At 73.5% G+C, this 19,600-nt stretch carries 17 protein-coding genes; 5 read left to right on the top strand and 12 right to left on the bottom strand.

Annotated features, from left to right (window positions below):
• Window positions 1-6 precede the first annotated feature (6 nt).
• Together OF852_RS01780 and truB are read right to left on the bottom strand one after the other, a co-directional pair.
• The gene (locus OF852_RS01780; RefSeq protein ID WP_271120102.1) at window positions 7-375 is read right to left on the bottom strand and encodes a hypothetical protein; all 369 of its coding nucleotides are present in this window, start codon (window positions 373-375) and stop codon (window positions 7-9) included.
• Window positions 372-1,265, bottom strand: a complete 894-nt coding sequence (gene truB / locus OF852_RS01775) for a tRNA pseudouridine(55) synthase TruB (protein ID WP_271120101.1) — start codon at window positions 1,263-1,265, stop codon at window positions 372-374. Before truB ends, OF852_RS01780 begins: the two co-directional genes overlap by 4 nt.
• 53 nt (window positions 1,266-1,318) lie before the next feature.
• Between truB and OF852_RS01770 the strand changes: the two genes are divergently transcribed.
• A complete protein-coding gene (locus OF852_RS01770) occupies window positions 1,319-2,323 on the top strand; it encodes a ketopantoate reductase family protein (RefSeq protein ID WP_271120100.1) in 1,005 nt (334 codons plus the stop codon).
• A 4-nt stretch (window positions 2,324-2,327) separates the two neighbouring features.
• Here the strand turns inward: OF852_RS01770 and OF852_RS01765 are convergent, their stop codons facing one another.
• Window positions 2,328-2,900 carry a hypothetical protein gene (locus OF852_RS01765; protein WP_271120099.1) on the bottom strand — a complete coding sequence of 191 codons (573 nt, stop codon included), beginning with the start codon at window positions 2,898-2,900 and terminating at the stop codon, window positions 2,328-2,330.
• Window positions 2,901-2,932: 32 nt separating this feature from the next.
• On the opposite strand from OF852_RS01765, the gene OF852_RS01760 reads away from it, so the two are divergent.
• From OF852_RS01760 to OF852_RS01750, 3 genes are all read left to right on the top strand, one after another.
• On the top strand, window positions 2,933-3,799 hold the full coding sequence (locus OF852_RS01760; protein WP_271120098.1) for an A/G-specific adenine glycosylase: 867 nt from the start codon (window positions 2,933-2,935) through the stop codon (window positions 3,797-3,799).
• A 16-nt stretch (window positions 3,800-3,815) separates the two neighbouring features.
• Complete coding sequence (locus OF852_RS01755) at window positions 3,816-5,042, top strand: kynureninase (protein WP_271120097.1); 1,227 nt, start codon at window positions 3,816-3,818, stop codon at window positions 5,040-5,042.
• Between the two features lie 489 nt (window positions 5,043-5,531).
• A complete protein-coding gene (locus OF852_RS01750) occupies window positions 5,532-6,392 on the top strand; it encodes an Fpg/Nei family DNA glycosylase (protein ID WP_271120096.1) in 861 nt (286 codons plus the stop codon).
• Between the two features lie 3 nt (window positions 6,393-6,395).
• Here the strand turns inward: OF852_RS01750 and rbfA are convergent, their stop codons facing one another.
• The 5 genes from rbfA to OF852_RS01725 form a co-directional block, all read right to left on the bottom strand.
• The gene (gene rbfA, locus OF852_RS01745) at window positions 6,396-6,881 is read right to left on the bottom strand and encodes a 30S ribosome-binding factor RbfA (RefSeq protein WP_271120095.1); all 486 of its coding nucleotides are present in this window, start codon (window positions 6,879-6,881) and stop codon (window positions 6,396-6,398) included.
• 140 nt (window positions 6,882-7,021) lie between these two features.
• Complete coding sequence (infB, locus tag OF852_RS01740) at window positions 7,022-9,748, bottom strand: translation initiation factor IF-2 (RefSeq protein WP_271120094.1); 2,727 nt, start codon at window positions 9,746-9,748, stop codon at window positions 7,022-7,024.
• A gap of 70 nt (window positions 9,749-9,818) precedes the next feature.
• Window positions 9,819-10,073, bottom strand: coding sequence for a YlxR family protein (locus OF852_RS01735; protein WP_271120093.1), 255 nt, complete (start codon window positions 10,071-10,073; stop codon window positions 9,819-9,821).
• A 45-nt stretch (window positions 10,074-10,118) separates the two neighbouring features.
• Window positions 10,119-11,099, bottom strand: coding sequence for a transcription termination factor NusA (gene nusA / locus OF852_RS01730; RefSeq protein ID WP_271120092.1), 981 nt, complete (start codon window positions 11,097-11,099; stop codon window positions 10,119-10,121).
• 135 nt (window positions 11,100-11,234) lie between these two features.
• A complete protein-coding gene (locus OF852_RS01725) occupies window positions 11,235-12,995 on the bottom strand; it encodes a proline--tRNA ligase (RefSeq protein ID WP_271120091.1) in 1,761 nt (586 codons plus the stop codon).
• A gap of 76 nt (window positions 12,996-13,071) precedes the next feature.
• Here OF852_RS01725 and poxB point away from each other — a divergent pair, with 76 nt between their 5' ends.
• A complete protein-coding gene (gene poxB, locus OF852_RS01720) occupies window positions 13,072-14,787 on the top strand; it encodes a ubiquinone-dependent pyruvate dehydrogenase (RefSeq protein WP_271120090.1) in 1,716 nt (571 codons plus the stop codon).
• A 28-nt stretch (window positions 14,788-14,815) separates the two neighbouring features.
• Here poxB and ispG read toward each other — a convergent pair whose 3' ends face one another.
• The 4 genes from ispG to OF852_RS01700 form a co-directional block, all read right to left on the bottom strand.
• Window positions 14,816-15,967: a flavodoxin-dependent (E)-4-hydroxy-3-methylbut-2-enyl-diphosphate synthase gene (ispG, locus tag OF852_RS01715; RefSeq protein ID WP_271120089.1), complete on the bottom strand. Its 1,152-nt coding sequence runs from the start codon at window positions 15,965-15,967 to the stop codon at window positions 14,816-14,818.
• 56 nt (window positions 15,968-16,023) lie between these two features.
• Complete coding sequence (locus OF852_RS01710; RefSeq protein WP_271120088.1) at window positions 16,024-17,352, bottom strand: M50 family metallopeptidase; 1,329 nt, start codon at window positions 17,350-17,352, stop codon at window positions 16,024-16,026.
• Between the two features lie 100 nt (window positions 17,353-17,452).
• Window positions 17,453-18,535 carry a 1-deoxy-D-xylulose-5-phosphate reductoisomerase gene (gene dxr, locus OF852_RS01705; protein WP_271120087.1) on the bottom strand — a complete coding sequence of 361 codons (1,083 nt, stop codon included), beginning with the start codon at window positions 18,533-18,535 and terminating at the stop codon, window positions 17,453-17,455.
• A gap of 39 nt (window positions 18,536-18,574) precedes the next feature.
• Window positions 18,575-19,534 (bottom strand): FKBP-type peptidyl-prolyl cis-trans isomerase, encoded by a 960-nt coding sequence (locus OF852_RS01700; protein ID WP_271121092.1) that lies wholly within the window; start codon window positions 19,532-19,534, stop codon window positions 18,575-18,577.
• Between the last annotated feature and the right edge of the window lie 66 nt (window positions 19,535-19,600).

Genomic DNA, 19,600 nt, shown 5'->3' with positions numbered 1-19,600 from the left:
CCCGTCTCAGGCCAGCTGCACGAGCCAGATCTGGTTCATCCGGTAGACCATCACCGCGATCGCCAGCCCCGCGACGCCGAGGACGACCGTGCTCCAGCGGGTGCGCTCCGTGAGCGCCCAGAAGACCGCGAGCGGCGGGATGACGAGCGCCGTGAGCAGGTAGCCCCAGAACTCGATCGGGTTGCCGCTCGGCGGGTTGCCGACCGCGGGCGCCGCGATCGCGACGACCACCTGGACGACGAGCAGGAGCTCGACGAGCGCGATCGCGCCGAGCGTCAGGTCATTCGGGGCGCGCTTCGCGAATCCCAGCCCCAGGCAGAGCAGGCCCGCCGCCGCCGCGACCGCGACCTGCACGAGCGTGAACCACTCGATCACGCGAGCACCTCGCCCGTCGGCATGTTGACGAGCACGCGGAGGCGGCCGTCCCGCACGCGCACCAGCCCCGCGAGGCGGCCGTCGGGTGCGAGCGCCGCGAGCACCTCCGCGTCGGGCGCGTCGAGCTCGACCCGCTTGCCGTGCGCGAGATCGCGCAGCTGCGCGTCGTCGAGCACGGCGCTCGGGAACAGCTCGGAGGCCACGGCCGCCGGCGCGAGGAGGCCGTCGAGCACGCCGTCGCCGAGCGGCGCGGCATCCTCGATGCGGAACGGGCCGACCGCCGTGCGCCGCAGCGCCGTGAGATGCCCCCCGACGCCGAGCCCCTCGCCGAGGTCTCGTGCAAGGGCGCGGATGTAGGTGCCGCTCGTGCACGACACCCGGACGTCGAGATCGAGGCGCCCCGGCTCCCGGCGCTCGGCGAGCCGCGCGAACTCGCGGATCACGACAGGGCGCGGCGTCAGCTCGACCTCCTCGCCCGATCGCGCGCGGTCGTAGGCGCGGCGGCCGCCGACCTTGATCGCGCTGTAGGTGCTCGGCACCTGCTCGATGGGGCCGCTCAGCCGCGCGATCCCGGCATCCACCGCGTCGAGACCCACGCCCTCGGCATCCGCGACCGGCTCCACCTCGCCGTCGGCGTCGTCCGTGCTCGAGCGCTCGCCCAGCCGGATCGTCGCGGTGTAGGTCTTGTCGAGGCCCACGAGGTAGGTGAGGAGCCGGGTCGAGCTCTCGATGCCGAGCAGGAGGAGCCCCGTCGCCATCGGGTCGAGCGTGCCCGCGTGGCCGACCTTGCGGGTGCCCGCCGCGCGGCGGAGCCGGCCGACGACGTCGTGGCTCGTCATCCCGCCCGGCTTGTCGACGAGCACGATGCCGCTCGGGGCCGGGGCGTCCATGCCCTCACGCTATCGCGCGGCGACCGCATCGGATGCCGCCTAGGATCCTTGCGGTGAGGATCGGGATCATCGGGGCGGGCGCCGTCGGCGGCACGCTCGCCGCGCTCCTCGACCGCGCCGGGCACGAGATCCAGGCGGCCGCCCGCGGCGCCCACCTCGCCGCGATCCGCGAGGGCGGGCTCCGCCTCGAGGGCGCGTGGGGCGAGCACACGGCCCGCATCGCGGGCGGCGAGGTCCTCGCCTCGCCCCCGGAGCTCGCGATCATCGCCGTCAAGGCGCAGGACGGCCCCGCCGCGATCCGTCAGAACGCCGACGCGCTCTCGGGCGCGCCCCTGCTCGTCGTCCAGAACGGGCTCGACGGGATCGCCGCATCCCGGGAGGCCGCCCCCGGCTCGGCGGTCGTCGCCGGTCTCGCCGGCTTCGCGGCCTCCTTCCTCTCCCCGGGGAGCGTCCGCGTGACGACCCCGGGACCGGTCCTCATCGGGACGGAGCGTGCCGAGGACGCCGACGCCGTCGAGCTCGCCGCGCGGGCCCTCGGCGAGGTGCTGCCGGTCGTCCGCACGCCCGACATCCGCGGCGCGCAGTGGACGAAGCTCCTCATCAACCACGTCAACGCCCTGCCCGCGATCACCGGGCTGTCGGTGCAGGAGACGGTCGCGCACCCCGGCCTGCGCCGCATCCTCACCGCGAGCATGCGCGAATCGGTGCGCATCGCGCGTCGGCGGGGCGTGCGCTTCCAGCCGCTCCAGGGGCTCGACGACCGCCTCCTCCGGCTCCTCGGCCGCGCACCGCTCGCCCTCGGCGGCCTGCTCCCCCGCGCGATGGCCCGCCGCATGGGCGAGGTGCCGAATCCGGCCTCGACGCTGCAGAGCATCCGCCGCGGCCAGCCGAGCGAGATCGACCACCTCAACGGCGCGATCGTCCGGGAGGCCGAGCTCGCCGGCACCGCCGCGCCCGTCGCCGCCGCGCTCGTCGCCCTCGTGCACCAGGTCGAGGCGACCGGGCGCTTCGTCCCCGCCGAGCTCGTCGCGGCCTCGGTGCCGCTCGGGCGCGACTAGCCCGTCAGCACGCGTCCGCGAAGATCCGCCGGGGATGCGCCGCATCGGAGACGTCGAGCAGGATGCGCGCCTCGCGACGCAGCGCCGCCTCCTCGGCGCCGGCACCCTCCTCCTGGCGGAGGACGCCGATCGTCGTGCTCCACAGCCCCGCGAGCTCGGGCTGCAGGAGGAACGCGCCGTCGACGAGCATGATCGCGTCGCGCGGGCCGCTGCGCCAGCGCGGCTCGACCGGCCGGTCGCGCTCGGGATCGACCGCAGCCGTCACGAACGCCGCACCCTCGCCCAGGCGGAAGGGCTCCACGAGGACGCGCCGCAGCACCGACGCGTCGATGTCGCCAGGAGCGGGTGCGTCCGGATCGCGCGCCGACCGCGGCCGCAGGAACCCCGCGATCGGCGCGCGGAAGACCGCGTGAGCCTGCTCGCGGAGCGCCGACTCCAGATCGGCGGCCACCGGCCCGGTCGCATCGGCGTCCGCGCCCGCGACGGCGACGAGCGCACGACCGCGGCTCGCGTGCTGCAGCAGCTCCTGCGCGATCGCCCGCATCGTGTCGCGCCGCTCCGGCGCCCATCCCGTCATGCGCACAGGCTACGCGCGCCTACCCTGGAGCGGTGGACGCCGCCCGCGAGATCGCCGCCTGGTTCCGGGCCTCCGCGCGCGACCTCCCCTGGCGGCGCGCCGGATTCAGCGCCTGGGGCACGCTCGTCTCCGAGTTCATGCTCCAGCAGACGCAGGTCGAGCGCGTCATCCCCCGGCTCGCCAGCTGGCTCGAGCGGTGGCCCACCCCCGCCCACCTCGCGGCGGAGCCGGCGAGCGAGGCGATCCGGGCCTGGGACCGGCTCGGCTACCCGAGGCGGGCGCTCGCGCTCCACGGCGCGGCCACCGCGATCGCGGAGCGCTACGAGAACGAGGTGCCGTCCGATGTCGACGAGCTGCTCGCCCTGCCGGGCGTCGGGCCGTACACCGCACGGGCCGTCGCCGTCTTCGCGCACGGGGGCCGGCATCCCGTCGTCGACACGAATATCCGGCGCGTGCTCGCCCGCGCGCTCGACGGGCAGGCGGAGCCCGGTCCGCCGCGGACCCGGGCGGATCTCGAGCGCATGGATGCGTTCCTGCCCGAGGATCGCGAGCTCAGCGTCCTCGTGAACGCGGGCACCATGGAGCTCGGGCAGACGGTGTGCACGGCGCGCGCACCGCGATGCGGGGCGTGCCCCATCGCCGCCGCGTGCGCCTGGCGGACGGCCGGGTACCCCGACTACGAGGGGCCGCGCGCGCCGCGGCAGGCGCGCTTCGAGGGATCCGACCGCCAGGTGCGCGGGCTCGTGCTGCGGGCGCTGCGCGGCAGCGAGATCCCCGTGCCCCGCGAGGCCGTCGCCGCCGACTGGCCGGATGCCGCGCAGCGCGAGCGCGCGATCGCCGGGCTCCTGCGCGACCGGCTCGTCGTCGAGACCGCGAGCGGGCTCGGCCTCCCCGACTGACTGATACCGTCGCCGGGTGACCGAGGCCCGAACGCCCACCGCGGCCGAGCTCGACGCCGCCGACCCGCTCGCGTCGCTCCGCGAGCGCTTCATCGACCCGGGGTCCGCCCGGCTCACGGCCTATCTCGACGGCAACTCGCTCGGGCGACCGCTCCGGGCGACCCTCGAGCGGATGCCGCGCTTCATCGCCGAGGAGTGGGGCGGGCGCCTCATCCGCGGCTGGGACGAGGGCTGGCTCGAGCTGCCGCTCGTGCTCGGCGACCGGATCGGCGAGGTCGCCCTCGGCGCGGCCGCCGGCCAGACGGTCGTCGCCGACTCGACGAGCGTCCTGCTCTACAAGCTCGTGCGCGCCGCGCTCGCCCTGCGGCCGGATCGCGACGAGCTCGTGCTCTCGCGCGACGACTTCCCGACCGATCGGGCCGTGCTCGAGGGCATCGCGGCCGAGACGGGCGCGCGGCTCGTGTGGATCTCGCCGCCCGCCGACGGCGGCCCGAGCACCGAGCTCATCGCCCCCGCGCTCGGTCCGCGCACCGCCGCGGTCGTGCTCAGCCACGTCGCCTACCGCTCCGGGCATCTCGCCGACGCAGCCGCCATCACCTCCCTCGCGCACGAGGCGGGCGCGCTCATGCTCTGGGATCTCTGCCACTCCGCGGGCGTCGTGCCGATCGAGCTCGACGCCTGGGGCGTCGACCTCGCGGTCGGCTGCACCTACAAGCACCTCGGCGGCGGGCCCGGCTCCCCCGCCTTCGCCTACGTCGCCGCACGCCACCTCGACGCGCTCCGCCAGCCGATCACCGGCTGGATGGGCGACGCCGCGCCGTTCGACATGACCGAGCCGTACCGGCCCGCGCCCGGCATCCGCCGCCTCCTGTCCGGCACGCCGCCCGTGCTCGCCATGCAGCCGCTGCGGGATGCCGTCGAGCTCGTCGCCGAGGCCGGCCTGCCCGCGATCCGGCAGAAGTCGGAGGCGCTCACCGCCTTCGCCCTGTCCCTCGTGGAGGCGCGGCTCGCGCCGCTCGGCGCCGAGCTCGGCTCGCCGCGCGATGCCGCGCAGCGGGGCGCGCACCTCACGATCGAGCATCCGGCCGCCCGCCGCGCGGTCGCGACCCTCTGGGGCGAGGGCGTCATCCCCGACTTCCGACCGCCGGGCGGCATCCGGATCGGCCTCTCCCCCCTGAGCACCTCCTTCGCGGAGGTCGAGGCGGGCGTGGCCGCGATCGAGCGGGCGCTCACGCGGGGCTAGTCGCGCGATCCCCCGCCGGCCTCGCCGCGCGACCTCCCGCCTGCCCGCCGTCGGAAACTCAGGACTCCGTCCGCCGCCCCCACCGGCAGTGCCGCCGCCCCGCCCGGCCCGCCGCGGGAGTCCTGAGTTTCCGACCCGGACGCTTCCGGCGGGCCGCCCGAGCCGCGGCCGCGTCACGCCGCCGCGCTCGCGTCGGAAATTCAGGACTCGAGGCCGGCGACTGCCGGACCCTCCGCGAGACGACCCACCACGGGTGCAACACTCCTGAGTTTCCGACACGGGCGCCCTGCAGCAGCACGAACCGCCGCGCGAACCGCGCTGCGCGAGGATGACGCGGCAGACGGCACCGCGGTCAGCGCGTCGGAAACTCAGGAGCCTCGCGACGCGCGCCCCGCGGGTCTCGGGGCGCGGGCGCGTCCGCGGTGACGGAGTCCTGAGTTTCCGACGGGAGGGCGCGCGGGGCGCGGGCGGGCGGGGCAGGATGGGGGCATGCCGGAGCTGCCCGAGGTGGAGGCGCTCGCCGCCGATCTGCGCGGGCGGCTCGTCGGCCACGCGATCGCGCGGCTCGAGATCCACGCCTTCCCCGCCCTCAAGACCTTCGACCCGCCGCTCGACGCCCTCGAGGGCCTCGAGATCGCGGGGGTCGGACGCCACGGCAAGTTCCTCGACATCGAGGCGGGCGGGCTGCACCTCATCATCCACCTGGCGCGCGCGGGCTGGCTCCGATGGCGGAACACGGCACCGGCGCCCCGCACGCGACCGGGCGCGGGGCCGATCGCCGCGCGGCTCGTGCTCGACGACGGCTCGGGCTTCGACGCCACCGAGGCGGGCACCCGCAAGTCGCTCTCGATCTCGCTCGTCCGAGACCCGCTCGAGGTGCCGGGCGTGGCGCGCCTGGGCCCCGATCCGCTCGAGCCCGGGTTCACGCTGGAGCGGTTCCGCGGCATCCTCGCCGAGCAGGGCCGACGCCAGCTCAAGGGGCTGCTGCGCGACCAGTCCGTCATCGCCGGCGTCGGGAACGCCTACTCGGACGAGATCCTCCACGTCGCGCGCATGTCGCCCTTCGCTCCGGCCGCGCTCGACGAGGAGCAGTCCGCCGTGCTCTACGAGGCGCTGCGCTCGACGCTCCAGGACGCGATGGCCCGCAACGAGGGGCTCGCCGCGAGCGAGCTCAAGGGCGAGAAGAAGTCGCGAATGCGGGTGCACGGCCGCAAGGGCGAGGCGTGCCCGGTGTGCGGCGACACCGTGCAGCAGGTGATCTTCGCCGATTCGACGTTCCAGTACTGCCCGAGCTGCCAGACCGGCGGTCGGAAGCTCTCCGACCGGGTGATGGACCGCCTGCTGCGCTGAGGCTCAGGCGCGCGGGGGCGGCCCGTCGTCGAACTCGTCGTCCTCATCGAGCTCGTCGTCCTCGTCGGGGACGCGCGGCTTCACGTACGGGTCCTCGTCGCCCGCGTACTGCGCGCCGGCGGCGAGGGCATGTGCCGCCTCGTCGCGATCGTGGGCCTGCGCGAGGAGGGCGGTGATCGCGGCCGCGTTCTCGGGCAGCGCGTCGAGGATGAACTCGAGGCTCGGGGTGAGGCGCGCGGTGATGTTGCGGCCGACCTCGCTGCGGAGCATGCCCGTCGCGGCCTTGAGGGCCGCGGCGCTGTCGGCACGCTCCTCGTCCGTGCCGTACACGGTGTAGAACACGCTCGCGTGCTGGAGGTCGCCGGTCACGCGGACATCCGTGATGGTCACGAAGCCGAGGCGCGGGTCGCGCAGCCCGCGCTCGAGCCGCTTCGCGACGATCTCCTTGATGCGATCCGCCATCTTCGCTGCGCGAGGGTTCTCCCCCATGGCATCTCCAGTCGTTCGAGAGGATGCGGGGCGGTCTCTCCGGCCGTCCCGCTGGTGGGTCTGGCAAGCGGCCGCCGACGAAGTCGACGACCGCGGGATGCGGGACAGCCGGAGAGACCGCCCCGCATCCGGCAGCGGACCTACGCCCGCGGCTTCTCGCGCATCTCGGTCGTCTCGATCTCGTCGCCGATCTGGATGTCGTTGAACTTGCCGAGCCCGATACCGGCCTCGAAGTCCGTGCGCACCTCGGTGACGTCGTCCTTGAAGCGGCGCAGCGACTCGATCGCCAGACCGTCGCCCACCACGACGCCGTCGCGGATGACCCGCGCCTTGGCGTTGCGGGTGATCGTGCCCGAGCGGACGATGACACCGGCGATGTTGCCGTACTTCGACGAGCGGAAGACCTCGCGGATCTCCGCCATGCCCGACTGGACCTCCTCGTACTCCGGCTTGAGCATCCCCTTGAGCGAGTTCTCGATGTCCTCGAGCGCCGAGTAGATGACGGAGTAGAAGCGGACGTCGATGCCCTCGCGCGCGGCGCGCTCGCGGGCCTTGACGTCCGGTCGGACGTTGAAGCCGATCACGATCGCGTTGTCGATGGTCGCCAGGTCGATGTCCGACTCGGTGACCGCGCCGACGCCGCGGTGCAGGATGCGGAGCTGGACGCTCTCGTCGACCTCGATCTTGAGGAGCGACTCCTCCAGGGCCTCGACGGCACCGGAGACGTCTCCCTTGATGATGAGGTTGAGCGAGTCGACCTTGCCCTCGGCTAGCACGCGCGTGAAGTCCTCGAGGCTGATGCGCTTGCGCGCCTTCGCGAGCAGCGCGTTGCGCTGCGCGGCCTCGCGCTTCTCGGCGATCTGGCGGGCGGTGCGGTCGTCCTCCGTGACGAGGAAGGTGTCGCCCGCGCGCGGGACCGTGGAGAGGCCCTGCACCTGGACGGGCCGCGAGGGCTGCGCCTCCTCGACCTGCTCGCCGTTCTCGTCGTGCATCGCCCGGACGCGTCCGTAGGCGGTGCCCGCGACGATCGCGTCGCCGACGCGCAGCGTGCCGGACTGGATGAGCACGGTCGCGACGGCGCCGCGGCCCTTGTCGAGCTTCGCCTCGATGGCGACGCCGCGCGCGTCCTTGTCGGGGTTGGCGCGGAGGTCGAGCCCGGCGTCCGCGGTGAGGAGGACGGCGTCCAGGAGCTCCTGGATGCCCTTCTTCTGCGTCGCGGAGACGTCGACGAACATGACGTCGCCGCCGTACTCCTCGGCGACGAGCCCGTACTCGGTGAGCTGCTGGCGGACCTTGGCGGGGTTGGCCCCCTCCTTGTCGACCTTGTTGACCGCGACCACGATCGGCACGTTCGCCGCCTGGGCGTGGTTCAGCGCCTCGACCGTCTGCGGCATGATGCCGTCGTCGGCCGCGACGACGAGGATCGCGATGTCGGTCACCTGCGCACCGCGGGCGCGCATGGCGGTGAAGGCCTCGTGTCCCGGGGTGTCGATGAAGGTGATCGCGCGCTCGATCTCCTCGTGCTCGGTCCAGACCTGGTAGGCGCCGATGTGCTGCGTGATGCCGCCGGCCTCGCCCGCGACGACGTTCGCCTGGCGGATCGCGTCGAGGAGCTTGGTCTTTCCGTGGTCGACGTGGCCCATGACGGTCACGACAGGGGGACGGATCTCGAGCTGCGAGTCGTCCTCGTCGGCGAGCTCCTGCTCGAGGTCGATGTCGAAGCCCTCGAGGAGCTCCTTGTCCTCGTCCTCCGGGCTGACGATCTGGATGCTGTAGCCGAGCTCCTCGCCGAGGATCTTGAAGGTCGCCTCGTCGAGCGACTCGGTCGCGGTGGCCATCTCGCCGAGGTGGAAGAGGGCCGTGACGAGCGCGCCGGGCTGGACGTTGTACTTCGTCAGCGTCTCGAGCTTGTCGGCGAGGTCGCTGATCGAGGCGCCGCGGCGCAGGCGGATGACCGTCTTGCCGTCGCCGCGGGGAACGGCGACGCCGCCCAGCGACGGGGCCTCCCGCATCTCGTATTCGGCCCGCTTCGTCCGCTTCGACTTCCGCGCACGGCTCTTGCCGCCGCCCTTGCCGAAGGCGCCGGCCGTGCCGCCGCCGCGACCGCGCCCGCCGCCGCCCGGACGGCCGGCGAAGCCGCCCGCGGGGCGCTGGAATCCGCCGGCGCCGGGGCCGCCGCCGCCGGGACGGCCGGGGCCGCCGCCGCCGGGACGGCCGGGACGCTGCTGGAAGGGCGCACCGGGACCGCCGGGACGCGGGGCACCGGGGCGGGGGGCGCCGGGACGCGGCGCGCTCGGGCGCGGCGCGCCGGGACGCGGGATGCCGCCGCCGGCTCCGCCGCCCGGTCGCGGCATGCCCTGGGTGCTGGAGAAGGGGTTGTTGCCGGGGCGAGGCGCGCCCGGGCGCGGGCCGCCGGGGCGCTGCATGCCCTGCGAGGAGGCGTAGGGGTTGTTGCCGGGGCGGGGTGCGCCGGGGCGCGGACCGCCGGGCTTCGCGGCGTCGTCGGCGGCCGGGGCCGCGGGCGTCGCGGAGGCCGCGGGCGACGGGGAGGCCGCGGGCGACGGGGAGGCCGCGGGCGCCTCGGCGGCCGGCGCGGCCGCGGGTGCGCTCGGGGCCGGCGCGGGCGCCGGCTTCGACGCCGCGGGCTTGGGCTTCGCGGGGCTCGCGGGTCGCGGTGCCGCCGCGGGGGTCTCGGGCGCCTTGACGCCGGAGGCCTCGAGCGCCGCCTTCAGCCGCCGCGCCACGGGGGGCGCGATGCTGGAGGACGGCGACTTCACGAACTCGCCCATGTCCTTGAGCTTGTCCATGGCGATCTTGCTGTCGATGCCGAGTTCGCTCGCGATCTCGTGCACGCGTGGGTTGGCCACATTTCTCCTGTCCGGTCCACCCGGACAGGGTGGACGTCATCGAATGACGGGTCTCATCTCGAGCCGCTCATTACTTGTCCATAAGCCGTTCAGCCTGTTCTTTGAGGTCTGATGTATCGGTGACGGTCGTGCGCAGCGCTCGCCCGAGGGCCTTGCGCCGCACCGCGTTCTCGATGCATCCGAGGCTCGGATGCACCCACGCGCCCCTGCCTGGAAGCCGTGCCGCGGCATCCGCCACGACCCGGTCGCCGCGCGCGACGACTCGCAGAAGCGAATCGCGGGGAGCACGCTGACGACAACCCAGGCAGGTTCTCAACGGACCCATCCTACCCCCTCGGGCTGGGGGACGGTCGACGCCCGGCGCGTCGCGTCACTCGTCCATCACGGAGTCGGGCTGGATGTCGATGCGCGCGCCGGTCAGCTTCGCCGCGAGGCGGGCGTTCTGGCCCTCCTTGCCGATCGCGAGCGAGAGCTGGTAGTCGGGCACGAGGGCGCGGACCGCCTTGAGTCCCTCGTCGACGACGAAGGCGCTCGTCACCTTGGCGGGGCTCAGCGCGCTCGCGACGAAGGTCGCGAGGGTCTCCGAGTAGTCGACGATGTCGATCTTCTCGCCGTTGAGCTCGGCGGTGACGGCGCGCACGCGCTGCCCCAGCTCGCCGATGCAGGCGCCCTTCGCGTTGATGCCGGGCTCGGTCGCGCGCACGGCGATCTTCGTGCGGTGGCCGGCCTCGCGGGCGAGGGAGGTGATCTCGACGAGGCCGGAGGCGATCTCCGGCACCTCGAGCGCGAAGAGCTTCCGCACGAGCCCCGGATGCGTGCGGCTGACCGTGATCGAGGGGCCCTTGAGCCCCTTCGAGACGCTCGTGACGTAGACGCGGATGCGCGAGCCGTGCGCATAGTCCTCTCCCGGCACCTGCTCCTCGGGCGGCAGGATGGCCTCGATGCTGCCGAGGTCGATGTGGATCATGCGCGGGTTCGGGCCCTGCTGCACGACGCCCGCCACGATGTCGCCCTCGCGGCCGCGGAACTCGCCGAGCACCTTGTCGTCGCCGATGTCGCGAAGACGCTGGTTGATGACCTGCTTCGCCGCGAAGGCCGCGATCCGGCCGAAGTCGTCGGGGCTGTCGATCGCCTCGCCGACGACCTCGCCCGCCTCGTCGAGCTCGGGGACGTAGACGGTCACGTGGCCGCTCTTGCGGTCGAGCTCGACGCGGGCGCCGGAGTCCGGCTCCTGATCGGTGTGCTTGAGGTACGCGGTGAGGATGGCCTGCTCGATGATGCGGACGAGCTCGTCGAAGGGGATCTCCCGCTCGCGTTCCATGAGGCGCAGCACGCCGAGGTCGATGTCCATTCGAGACCCTCCGATATTCAGCTTCGAGTGCACCCCGGTGGTGCGGGTGCGACCGTCGAGTCTACCGGAGACGCGCACGGCCGCCGTCGCGGCGCGGACCGCGACGAGCGGTCCGGGTGCGCCGGATCCCGCCGCTCAGGCGAGCAGCGCCGCCACCTCGGAGGCGGCGACGTCGCGCCGCTCGCCCGAGCGGCGATCCCAGAACTCGACGACGCCCTCGCCCGCGTTCCGGCCCGCGATCACGATGACGGGCACGCCGAGCAGCTCGGCGTCGCCGAACTTCACGCCGGGCGAGACCTTCGGGCGGTCGTCGAGGAGCACCTCGAGCCCCTGGCCCTCGAACTCGGCCGTCAGCTGCTCCGCGAGGTCGAACGCGGTCTGGTCCTTGCCGGTCGCGACGACGTGCACGTCGAAGGGCGCGATCTCCTTCGGCCACAGCAGCCCGCGCTCGTCCGAGGACCCCTCCGCGATCGCGGCGAGGATGCGGGTCACGCCGATCCCGTAGGAGCCCATCGTGACGGTCACGAGCTTGCCGTTCTCGTCGAGGACCTTGAGGTCGAGCGCCTCCGCGTACTTGCGGCCCAGCTGGAACACGTGGCCGATCTCCATCCCGCGCGCGAGCTCGACCGGCCCCGAGCCGTCCGGTGCGGGGTCGCCGTCGCGGACCTCGGCGACCTCCACCGTGCCGTCGGCGGCGAAGTCGCGGCCCGCGAGGAGGCCGAAGACGTGCCGTCCGTCCGCGTTCGCGCCCGTGATCCAGGCCGTGCCGTCGACGACCCGGGGGTCGAGGAGGAAGCGGATGCCGGTCGCGGACTCCTCGCCGAGGATCGCCCCCGTCGGCGACCAGGGGCCGATGTAGCCCTTCACGAGCAGCGGATGGCGCTCGAAGTCCTCCTCGGTCGCCGCCTCGACCTCGGCGGGCGCGAAGGCGACCTCCGCGCGCTTGAGGTCGACCTCGCGGTCGCCGGGGAGCCCGACCACGACGACCTCCGTCGAGCCGTCGAGGTGCGTGAGCCGGAGGACGACGTTCTTGAGCGTGTCGGCCGCCGTCCACGCGCCCGCCTCGCGCGGCTCCACCCGGTTCGCGACCTCGACGAGCGTCGCGATCGTCGGGGTGTCGGGAGTGTCGTGGATGCGCGCCTCGGGACGGCCCTCGAGGGACTGCGCCTCGGGGGCGGTCGTCGTGTACGCCTCGACGTTCGCGGCGTAGCCGCCGGCGCTCCGAACGAAGGTGTCCTCGCCGATCGCGGTCGGGTGCAGGAACTCCTCCGAACGCGAGCCGCCCATCGCGCCCGCATCGGCGGCGACGATGACGTACTCCATGCCGAGCCGCTGGAAGATGCGCTCGTAGGCGTCGCGCTGGGCCTGGTAGCTCGCATCCAGTCCCGCGTCGCTCGCGTCGAAGGAGTAGGCGTCCTTCATCGAGAACTCCCGGCCGCGGAGGAGGCCGGCGCGGGGACGGGCCTCGTCCCGGTACTTGTCCTGGATCTGGAAGATCGTGAGCGGCAGGTCCTTGTAGCTTGAGTAGAGGTCCTTCACGAGCAGCGTGAAGACCTCCTCGTGCGTGGGCGCGAGCAGGTAGTCGGCGCCCTTGCGGTCCTGCAGGCGGAACAGCGCGTCGCCGTACTCCTCCCAGCGGCCCGTGCGCTCGTAGGGCTCGCGGGGCAGGAGCGCGGGGAAGAGCACCTCCTGCGCGCCGGCGCGCGCCATCTCCTCCCGGATCACCCGCTCGATGTTGCGGCGGACGCGGAGACCCAGCGGCAGCCACGAGAAGACGCCCGGCGCCTGGCGACGGATGTATCCGGCGCGGACGAGCAGGCGGTGGCTCGCGACCTCCGCGTCGGCGGGGTCGTCGCGCAGCGTGCGGACGAAGAGCTGGCTGAGGCGAGTGGGCACGACCTCGATGCTACCGGCGGCTGGGGATCCGCTCCGCGTCGGGGGCGTCCGGCCGCGGGCGCGCTTCCATGGAGGCATGCCCAAGATCGCCGAGAACCTCGTCCGCACCCTCGCCGCGAATGGTGTCTCGCGTGTCTGGGGCGTGCCCGGCGACTCGCTCAACGGCGTCACCGACGCGATCCGCACGAGCGAGGCGCTGGAGTGGATGCTGGTGCGGCACGAGGAGTCGGCCGCCTTCGCGGCGGGCGCCGAGGCGGAGATCACCGGCGAGCTCGCCGTGTGCGCGGGCAGCTGCGGTCCCGGGAATCTCCACCTCGTGAACGGCCTCTACGACGCGAACCGGAGCAGGGTCCCCGTCCTCGCGATCGCGGCGCACATCCCGAGCGCTGAGATCGGCAGCACCTACTTCCAGGAGACGCACCCGACCGAGCTCTTCCGCGAGTGCAGCGTGTACTGCGAGCTCGTCTCGACACCTGCCCAGATGCCGCGCGTCCTCGAGATCGCGATGCGGGAGGCGGTGGAGCGCCGGGGCGTCGCGGTCATCGTGATCCCGGGCGACCTCGCACTCGCGGAGGCGGTCGGCGACCGCGCCGTCGAGGTCCGGCGCTCCCGCTCCGAGACCGTGCCGATCGCGGAGGAGCTCGATCGTGCGGCCGCGATCCTCGGCGAGGCGAAGCGCGTGACGATCCTCGCCGGCGCGGGCGTCGCGGGGGCGCGAGCCGAGGTCCTCGAGCTCGCGGACGCCCTCGCCGCCCCGATCGTGCACGCCCTCCGGGGCAAGGAGCACATCGAGCACGACAACCCCTACGACGTCGGCATGACGGGGCTGCTCGGCTTCGCGAGCGGCTATCGCGCCATGGAGCGCTGCGACACGCTGCTCGTCCTCGGATCCGACCTCCCGTACCAGGAGTTCTATCCCGACGCGAGGATCATCCAGGTCGATGCCCGCGGCGAGCAGCTGGGGCGTCGGGCGCCCCTGGAGCTGGGTCTCCGCGGCGACGTCGGCCCGACGATCCGCGCCCTCCTCCCCCGGCTCGCGCCGGCGCGCAGCCGCAAGCACCTCGACAGCTCGGTGGACCACTACCGGCGCACCCGCGAGCGCTTCGATCGCCTGGAGCGCCAGGGCGAGGGTCCGCTGCACCCGCAGCATGTCACCGCCGTGCTCGACGAGCTCGCCGCGGACGACGCCATCCTCATCCCGGACGTCGGCACGCCCGTCGTGTGGGCCGCACGCCACCTGCACATCGGCGCCGGGCGCCGACTCCTCGGCTCCTTCGCCCACGGGACCATGGCGGCGGCGCTCCCCCTCGCGATCGGCGCGCAGGCGGTCGACCCCGCCCGCCAGGTCATCGCGATGGCGGGCGACGGCGGCCTCTCGATGCTGCTCGGGGAGCTCGCGACGGCGGCCCAGCTGCACCTGCCCGTCAAGGTCGTCGTCTACGAGAACTCCTCGCTCGCCTTCGTCGAGGTGGAGATGAAGGCGGCCGGCGTCGTGAACTTCGCGACCGAGCTCGAGAACCCGGACTTCGCGGCGGTCGCGCGGGCCTGCGGCTTCCACGCCGAGCGGGTCGAGACGGAGGACGAGCTGCCCGGAGCGCTGCGCCGGGCACTCGAGGCCGACGGGCCCGCCCTCGTCAGCGTGCGGGTCGAGCGCCAGGAGCTCTCCCTCCCGCCGAGCATCGAGGCGCAGCAGGCGAAGGGCTTCAGCCTCTACGCGATGCGCACCGTGCTCTCCGGCGACGCCCGCGAGGTGATCGACCTCGCGAAGGCGAACCTGCGCCAGCTGCTCTGAGCCGGCTTCGCTGACGCGGGTGGACCGCTCAGGCGGTGATGACCTCGGGCGTGCCCGTCTCGCCGGCCGGCATCTCCGCGGCCAGGCGGTTCGCCTCCTCGATGAGCGTCGCCACGATCTCCGACTCGGGGACGGTCTTGATGACCTCGCCCTTGACGAAGATCTGGCCTTTGCCGTTGCCGGAGGCGACCCCGAGATCCGCCTCGCGCGCCTCGCCCGGGCCGTTCACGACGCAGCCCATGACCGCGACGCGGAGCGGCACGCTCATGCCCTTGAGCCCCTCGGTCACGTTGTCGGCGAGCGAGTAGACGTCGACCTGCGCACGCCCGCAGGACGGGCAGGAGACGATCTCGAGCTTGCGCTCGCGGAGGTTGAGCGACTGCAGGATCTGGAGCCCCACCTTGACCTCCTCGGCGGGCGGGGCCGAGAGCGAGACGCGGATCGTGTCGCCGATGCCCTCCGAGAGGAGGATGCCGAAGGCGGTCGCCGACTTGATGGTGCCCTGGAACGCGGGGCCCGCCTCGGTGACGCCGAGGTGCAGCGGCCAGTCGCCGCGCTCGGCGAGCATGCGGTACGCCTTCACCATGACGATCGGGTCGTTGTGCTTGACCGAGATCTTGAAGTCGTGGAAGTCGTGCTCCTCGAAGAGCGAGGCCTCCCAGACGGCGCTCTCGACGAGCGCCTCGGGGGTCGCCTTCCCGTACTTCTCGAGCAGGCGGCGGTCGAGCGAGCCGGCGTTGACGCCGATGCGGAGGGACACGCCCGCATCCTTCGCCGCCTTCGCGATGTCGCCGACCTGGTCGTCGAACTTGCGGATGTTGCCGGGGTTGACGCGCACCGCGGCGCAGCCCGCGTCGATCGCCTGGTAGACGTACTTCGGCTGGAAGTGGATGTCGGCGATGACCGGGATCTGGCTCTTCTTCGCGATGATGTGGAGCACATCCGCGTCGTCCTGGCTGGGGCAGGCGACGCGCACGATGTCGCAGCCGGAGGCCGTGAGCTCGGCGATCTGCTGGAGCGTCGCGTTGATGTTCGTGGTGGGCGTCGTCGTCATCGACTGCACGCTCACCGGCGCGTCGCCGCCGACGAGGACGCTCCCCACCCTGATCTGACGCGACGCCCGCCTCGGCGCGAGGACCTCGGGGGCGGAGCGGGGCATACCGATGTTGACTGCGGGCACGGCGACAGCCTACTTCCGCCGGGTGGACGGCCGCTGAGCGGCGGGGGCGCCCCGGGTCAGAACAGCGACACCGGGTTCACGAGGTCGGCGTAGATGAGCAGCGCGCTCGAGATGCCGAGGACCGCGACGACCGTGAGCGTCACGGGGATGAGCTTCGCGGTGTCGACCGGGCCCGGGTCGGGTCGCTTGAAGAGCTTCGCGAGCCGGCGGCGCAGCGACTCCCAGAGCGCGCCCGCGACGTGCCCCCCGTCGAGCGGCAGGAGCGGGATCAGGTTGAAGACGAAGAGCGCGACGTTGAGGGCGGCGACCATCTGGATGAGGCTCGCCATCCGGTCGGCGATCGAGAGCTCGTCGAGGCTCGTGATCTCGCCCGCGAGGCGTCCGACGCCGACGACGCTGATGGGCCCGTTCGGGTCGCGCTCCTCGTCGCCGAACGCGGCCTGCGCGACCTGCACGAGCCGCTGCGGGAGGGTCAGGATGATGCCGCCGACGCGGACGACGTTGTCGCCCACCGCCGGCAGGACCTCCGTGACGGGCTGCCGCACGACCTCGGTCGCCGCGCCGATCCCGACGAAGCCGACCTCCTCGACGAGCGGCTCGCCGTCGGCGCCCTCCACCTCGCCGCCCCGCTCGTCGAGGACGTAGCGCTCGGTCGCGAGAGGCGTCAGCTCGAGCGGCACGTCCTCGCCGTCGCGCTCGACGACGAGCTCGAGGGCCGTCCCGGGCGCGTCGCGGATGACCGCCGTCGCATCCGCCCAGCTCTCGACCGCTCGGCCCTCGAGCTCGACGAGCCGGTCGCCCGGGAGGATGCCCGCGGCCGCGGCCGGCGAGGCGGCGTCGCCCTCGGCGCACTCGGTCTGCGTGCTCGTCGCGGGGATCACGCAGGCGTCCACGCGCCCGACCGTCGTCGAGGCGACCGGCACGCCGAAGCCGCACAGCACGACCCCGTAGAGCACGATCGCGATGAGGACATTCATGGTCGGGCCGCCGAGCATGATGACGACGCGCTTCCAGGTCGCCAGGCGGTAGAAGGTGCGGTGCTCCTCCCCCGGCTCGATCTGCGAGGCGGAGCTGTCGCGCGCATCCTGCACCATCGTGTTGAGGAAGCCGGTGCCGGCGGTGCGGGCGCGCTCGCCCTCGCGGGCCGGCGGGAACATGCCCGTCATCGAGATGTAGCCGCCGAGCGGGAGGGCCTTGATGCCGTACTCGGTCTCGCCGCGGCGCCGCGACCAGAGGGTGGGCCCGAAGCCGATCATGAACTGGCCGACCTTGACGCCGAAGCGCTTCGCGGGGACGAGGTGCCCGACCTCGTGCAGGCCGATCGAGATCGCGAGGCCCACGGCCACCACGAGGATGCCGAGGATGTAGAGGAGCACCGAGTCCACGTCGCGAGCGTACGCGAGGCACGCTGGGAGCGGGCCCCCGTCTTCGCGGGTGCCCGCCGGCTCGCGGCCCGGCGCGGCCCCGGCGGCGGCTAAGCGGCGGCTAAGAGGCCGCGATGAGCCGGTCGGCGGCCTCGCGCGCCGCCCGCTCCGCCTCGAGCACGCCCTCGAGCGTGAGCTTGGCGGCGGGCTCGTGCTCGTCGAGCACCCGCTCGACCACGTCGACGATGCCCGTGAAGCCGATGCGGCCGTCGTGGAAGGCGTGCACCGCCTGCTCGTTGGCGGCGTTGAAGACCGCCGGCGCCGTCGAGCCGGTCCGCCCGGCGCGCTTCGCGAGCCGCACCGCCGGGAAGGCCGCCTCGTCGAGCGGCTCGAAGGTCCACGAGGAGGCCGCGGTCCAGTCGAGCGGCGCGCCCACCCCCGGCACCCGCTCGGGCCAGGCGAGGCCGAGCGAGATCGGCAGCCGCATGTCCGGCGGGGAGGCCTGCGCGATCGTCGAGCCGTCGACGAACTCGACCATGGAGTGCACGATCGACTGCGGATGCACCGTCACGTCGATGCGGTCGTAGGGCACGCCGAACAGGAGATGCGCCTCGATGACCTCGAGCCCCTTGTTGACGAGGGTGGCGGAGTTCGTGGTGACGACCCGGCCCATGTCCCAGGTGGGGTGGGCGAGCGCCTGGGCGGGGGTGACGTCCTCGAGCTCCGCTCGCCGGCGGCCCCGGAACGGTCCGCCGGATGCTGTGAGGACGAGACGACGGACCTCGCCGGCGGACCCCGAGCGCAGCGCCTGCGCGATCGCGGAGTGCTCCGAGTCGACGGGCACGATCTGCCCCGGCGAGGCGGCCTCCGTCACGAGCGAGCCGCCCACGATGAGGCTCTCCTTGTTGGCGAGGGCGAGGAGCGCGTCGGTCCGGAGCGCCGCGAGGGTCGCCCCGAGGCCGACCGAGCCGGTGATCCCGTTGAGCACGACATCCGCCTCGACGTCCCGCACCAGCTGCACGGCCTCCTCGATGCCGAGGGCGGTGTGCTCGACCGCGTGGCGCGAGGCCTGCTCGGCGAGGAGCTCGCGGCTCGAGCCCGCCGCGAGGCCGACGACCTCGAAGAGCCCCGGCTGATCGCCGATGACGTCGAGCGCCTGGGTGCCGATGGAGCCGGTGGAGCCGAGGATGAGGACGCGCCGCATGCTCTCAGGCTAGCGGCGCGTCCCGCGGCAGGGCGGCGCTCAGGACTTGGCGGTGTCCTGGATGTCCATGACGAAGACCAGCGTCTGCCCGCCGAGCGCGTGGGCCTCCGGGTCCGTGCCGTAGGCGAGCTCCGGGGGCATCACGACGACGACCTTCGAGCCGACCTTCTGGCCGACGAGCGCCGCCTCGAAGCCCTGCACCACCGAGCCGGTCGCGATCTCCAGCGGCTCCTTCGTGAAGCTCTCGTCGAAGACCTCGCCGGTGTCCCAGCTGGTGCCCTGGTAGTCGACGGTGACGGTGTCGCCGGACTCGACCGTCGCGCCGTCGCCCTCCTCGAGCACCTTCAGCTGGAGCTCCTTCGGCGGGTCGGTCTTCGGGAGCGTGAGGGTCGGGATGCCGTCGCCGTCGAACTCGACCTCCGGCACGTCCTCGGTCCACTCGGCCGGGACGAGCGGCTTCTTGATGCTCACGATGTCGACGACGAAGACGATGGGGTCCTCGGCGCCGATCGCGAACTGCTCGAGGCCCTGCTCGCCGAAGGCGTCCGCCGGGGGCACGACGCCGACGATGCGGGAGCCGACCGTCGAGCACTCGACCGCCTTCACGAGGCCGGGGAGGTACTGCTCCTCGTCGACGACGATCGCCTCCGTCGCATCCTCCTCGTAGCTCGTCTCGGTGGCGGGCTCGCCCGTCGTCCCGTTGATGAGGGTGAACTGCACGTTCGCCGTCGCGCCGGGCTCCACGAGGTCGCCGTCGCCCTCCGTGACGACGGTGCGCTGCGTCTCCTCGACGCCCTCGATGGGCGTCGGCGCCTCGATCTCGGGCTTCGCGCCCAGCTCGCCGGACACCTTCACCGACTCGGAGGCGGCGCCGCTCGCGGTGGGCCGGCACGCGTCCGAGGCGCCCTCCTGCGAGGTGGTGCCGCTGTCGGGCGTGCAGCCGGCGAGCGCGAGCGCGACGGCCGCCGAGGCGGCGAGGACGGGGAGGGCACGGCGCATGATCACGCTTTCCATTCGGTGCGGGGGACGCGATCAGTCTGGTCCATCCGCCTCCGCGGAGTCTGG

This window comes from Homoserinibacter sp. YIM 151385 (genome assembly GCF_027912415.1).
Taxonomy (GTDB): Bacteria; Actinomycetota; Actinomycetes; order Actinomycetales; family Microbacteriaceae; genus Schumannella.
Note: the sequence above shows the minus strand (reverse complement) of the source record. Positions and strands in the feature narration are given on the sequence as shown.

What these genes read in the sequence shown, in the direction of transcription:
- truB (WP_271120101.1), bottom strand. Translation starts at nt 1,265, where the DNA reads ATGGACGCCCCGGCCCCGAGCGGCATCGTGCTCGTCGACAAGCCGGGC.
- rbfA (WP_271120095.1), bottom strand. Translation starts at nt 6,881, where the DNA reads ATGGGGGAGAACCCTCGCGCAGCGAAGATGGCGGATCGCATCAAGGAG.
- OF852_RS01700 (WP_271121092.1), bottom strand. Translation starts at nt 19,534, where the DNA reads ATGCGCCGTGCCCTCCCCGTCCTCGCCGCCTCGGCGGCCGTCGCGCTC.
- dxr (WP_271120087.1), bottom strand. Translation starts at nt 18,535, where the DNA reads ATGCGGCGCGTCCTCATCCTCGGCTCCACCGGCTCCATCGGCACCCAG.
- nusA (WP_271120092.1), bottom strand. Translation starts at nt 11,099, where the DNA reads ATGGACATCGACCTCGGCGTGCTGCGCCTCATGGAACGCGAGCGGGAG.
- OF852_RS01750 (WP_271120096.1), top strand. Translation starts at nt 5,532, where the DNA reads ATGCCGGAGCTGCCCGAGGTGGAGGCGCTCGCCGCCGATCTGCGCGGG.
- poxB (WP_271120090.1), top strand. Translation starts at nt 13,072, where the DNA reads ATGCCCAAGATCGCCGAGAACCTCGTCCGCACCCTCGCCGCGAATGGT.
- OF852_RS01765 (WP_271120099.1), bottom strand. Translation starts at nt 2,900, where the DNA reads ATGACGGGATGGGCGCCGGAGCGGCGCGACACGATGCGGGCGATCGCG.
- OF852_RS01735 (WP_271120093.1), bottom strand. Translation starts at nt 10,073, where the DNA reads ATGGGTCCGTTGAGAACCTGCCTGGGTTGTCGTCAGCGTGCTCCCCGC.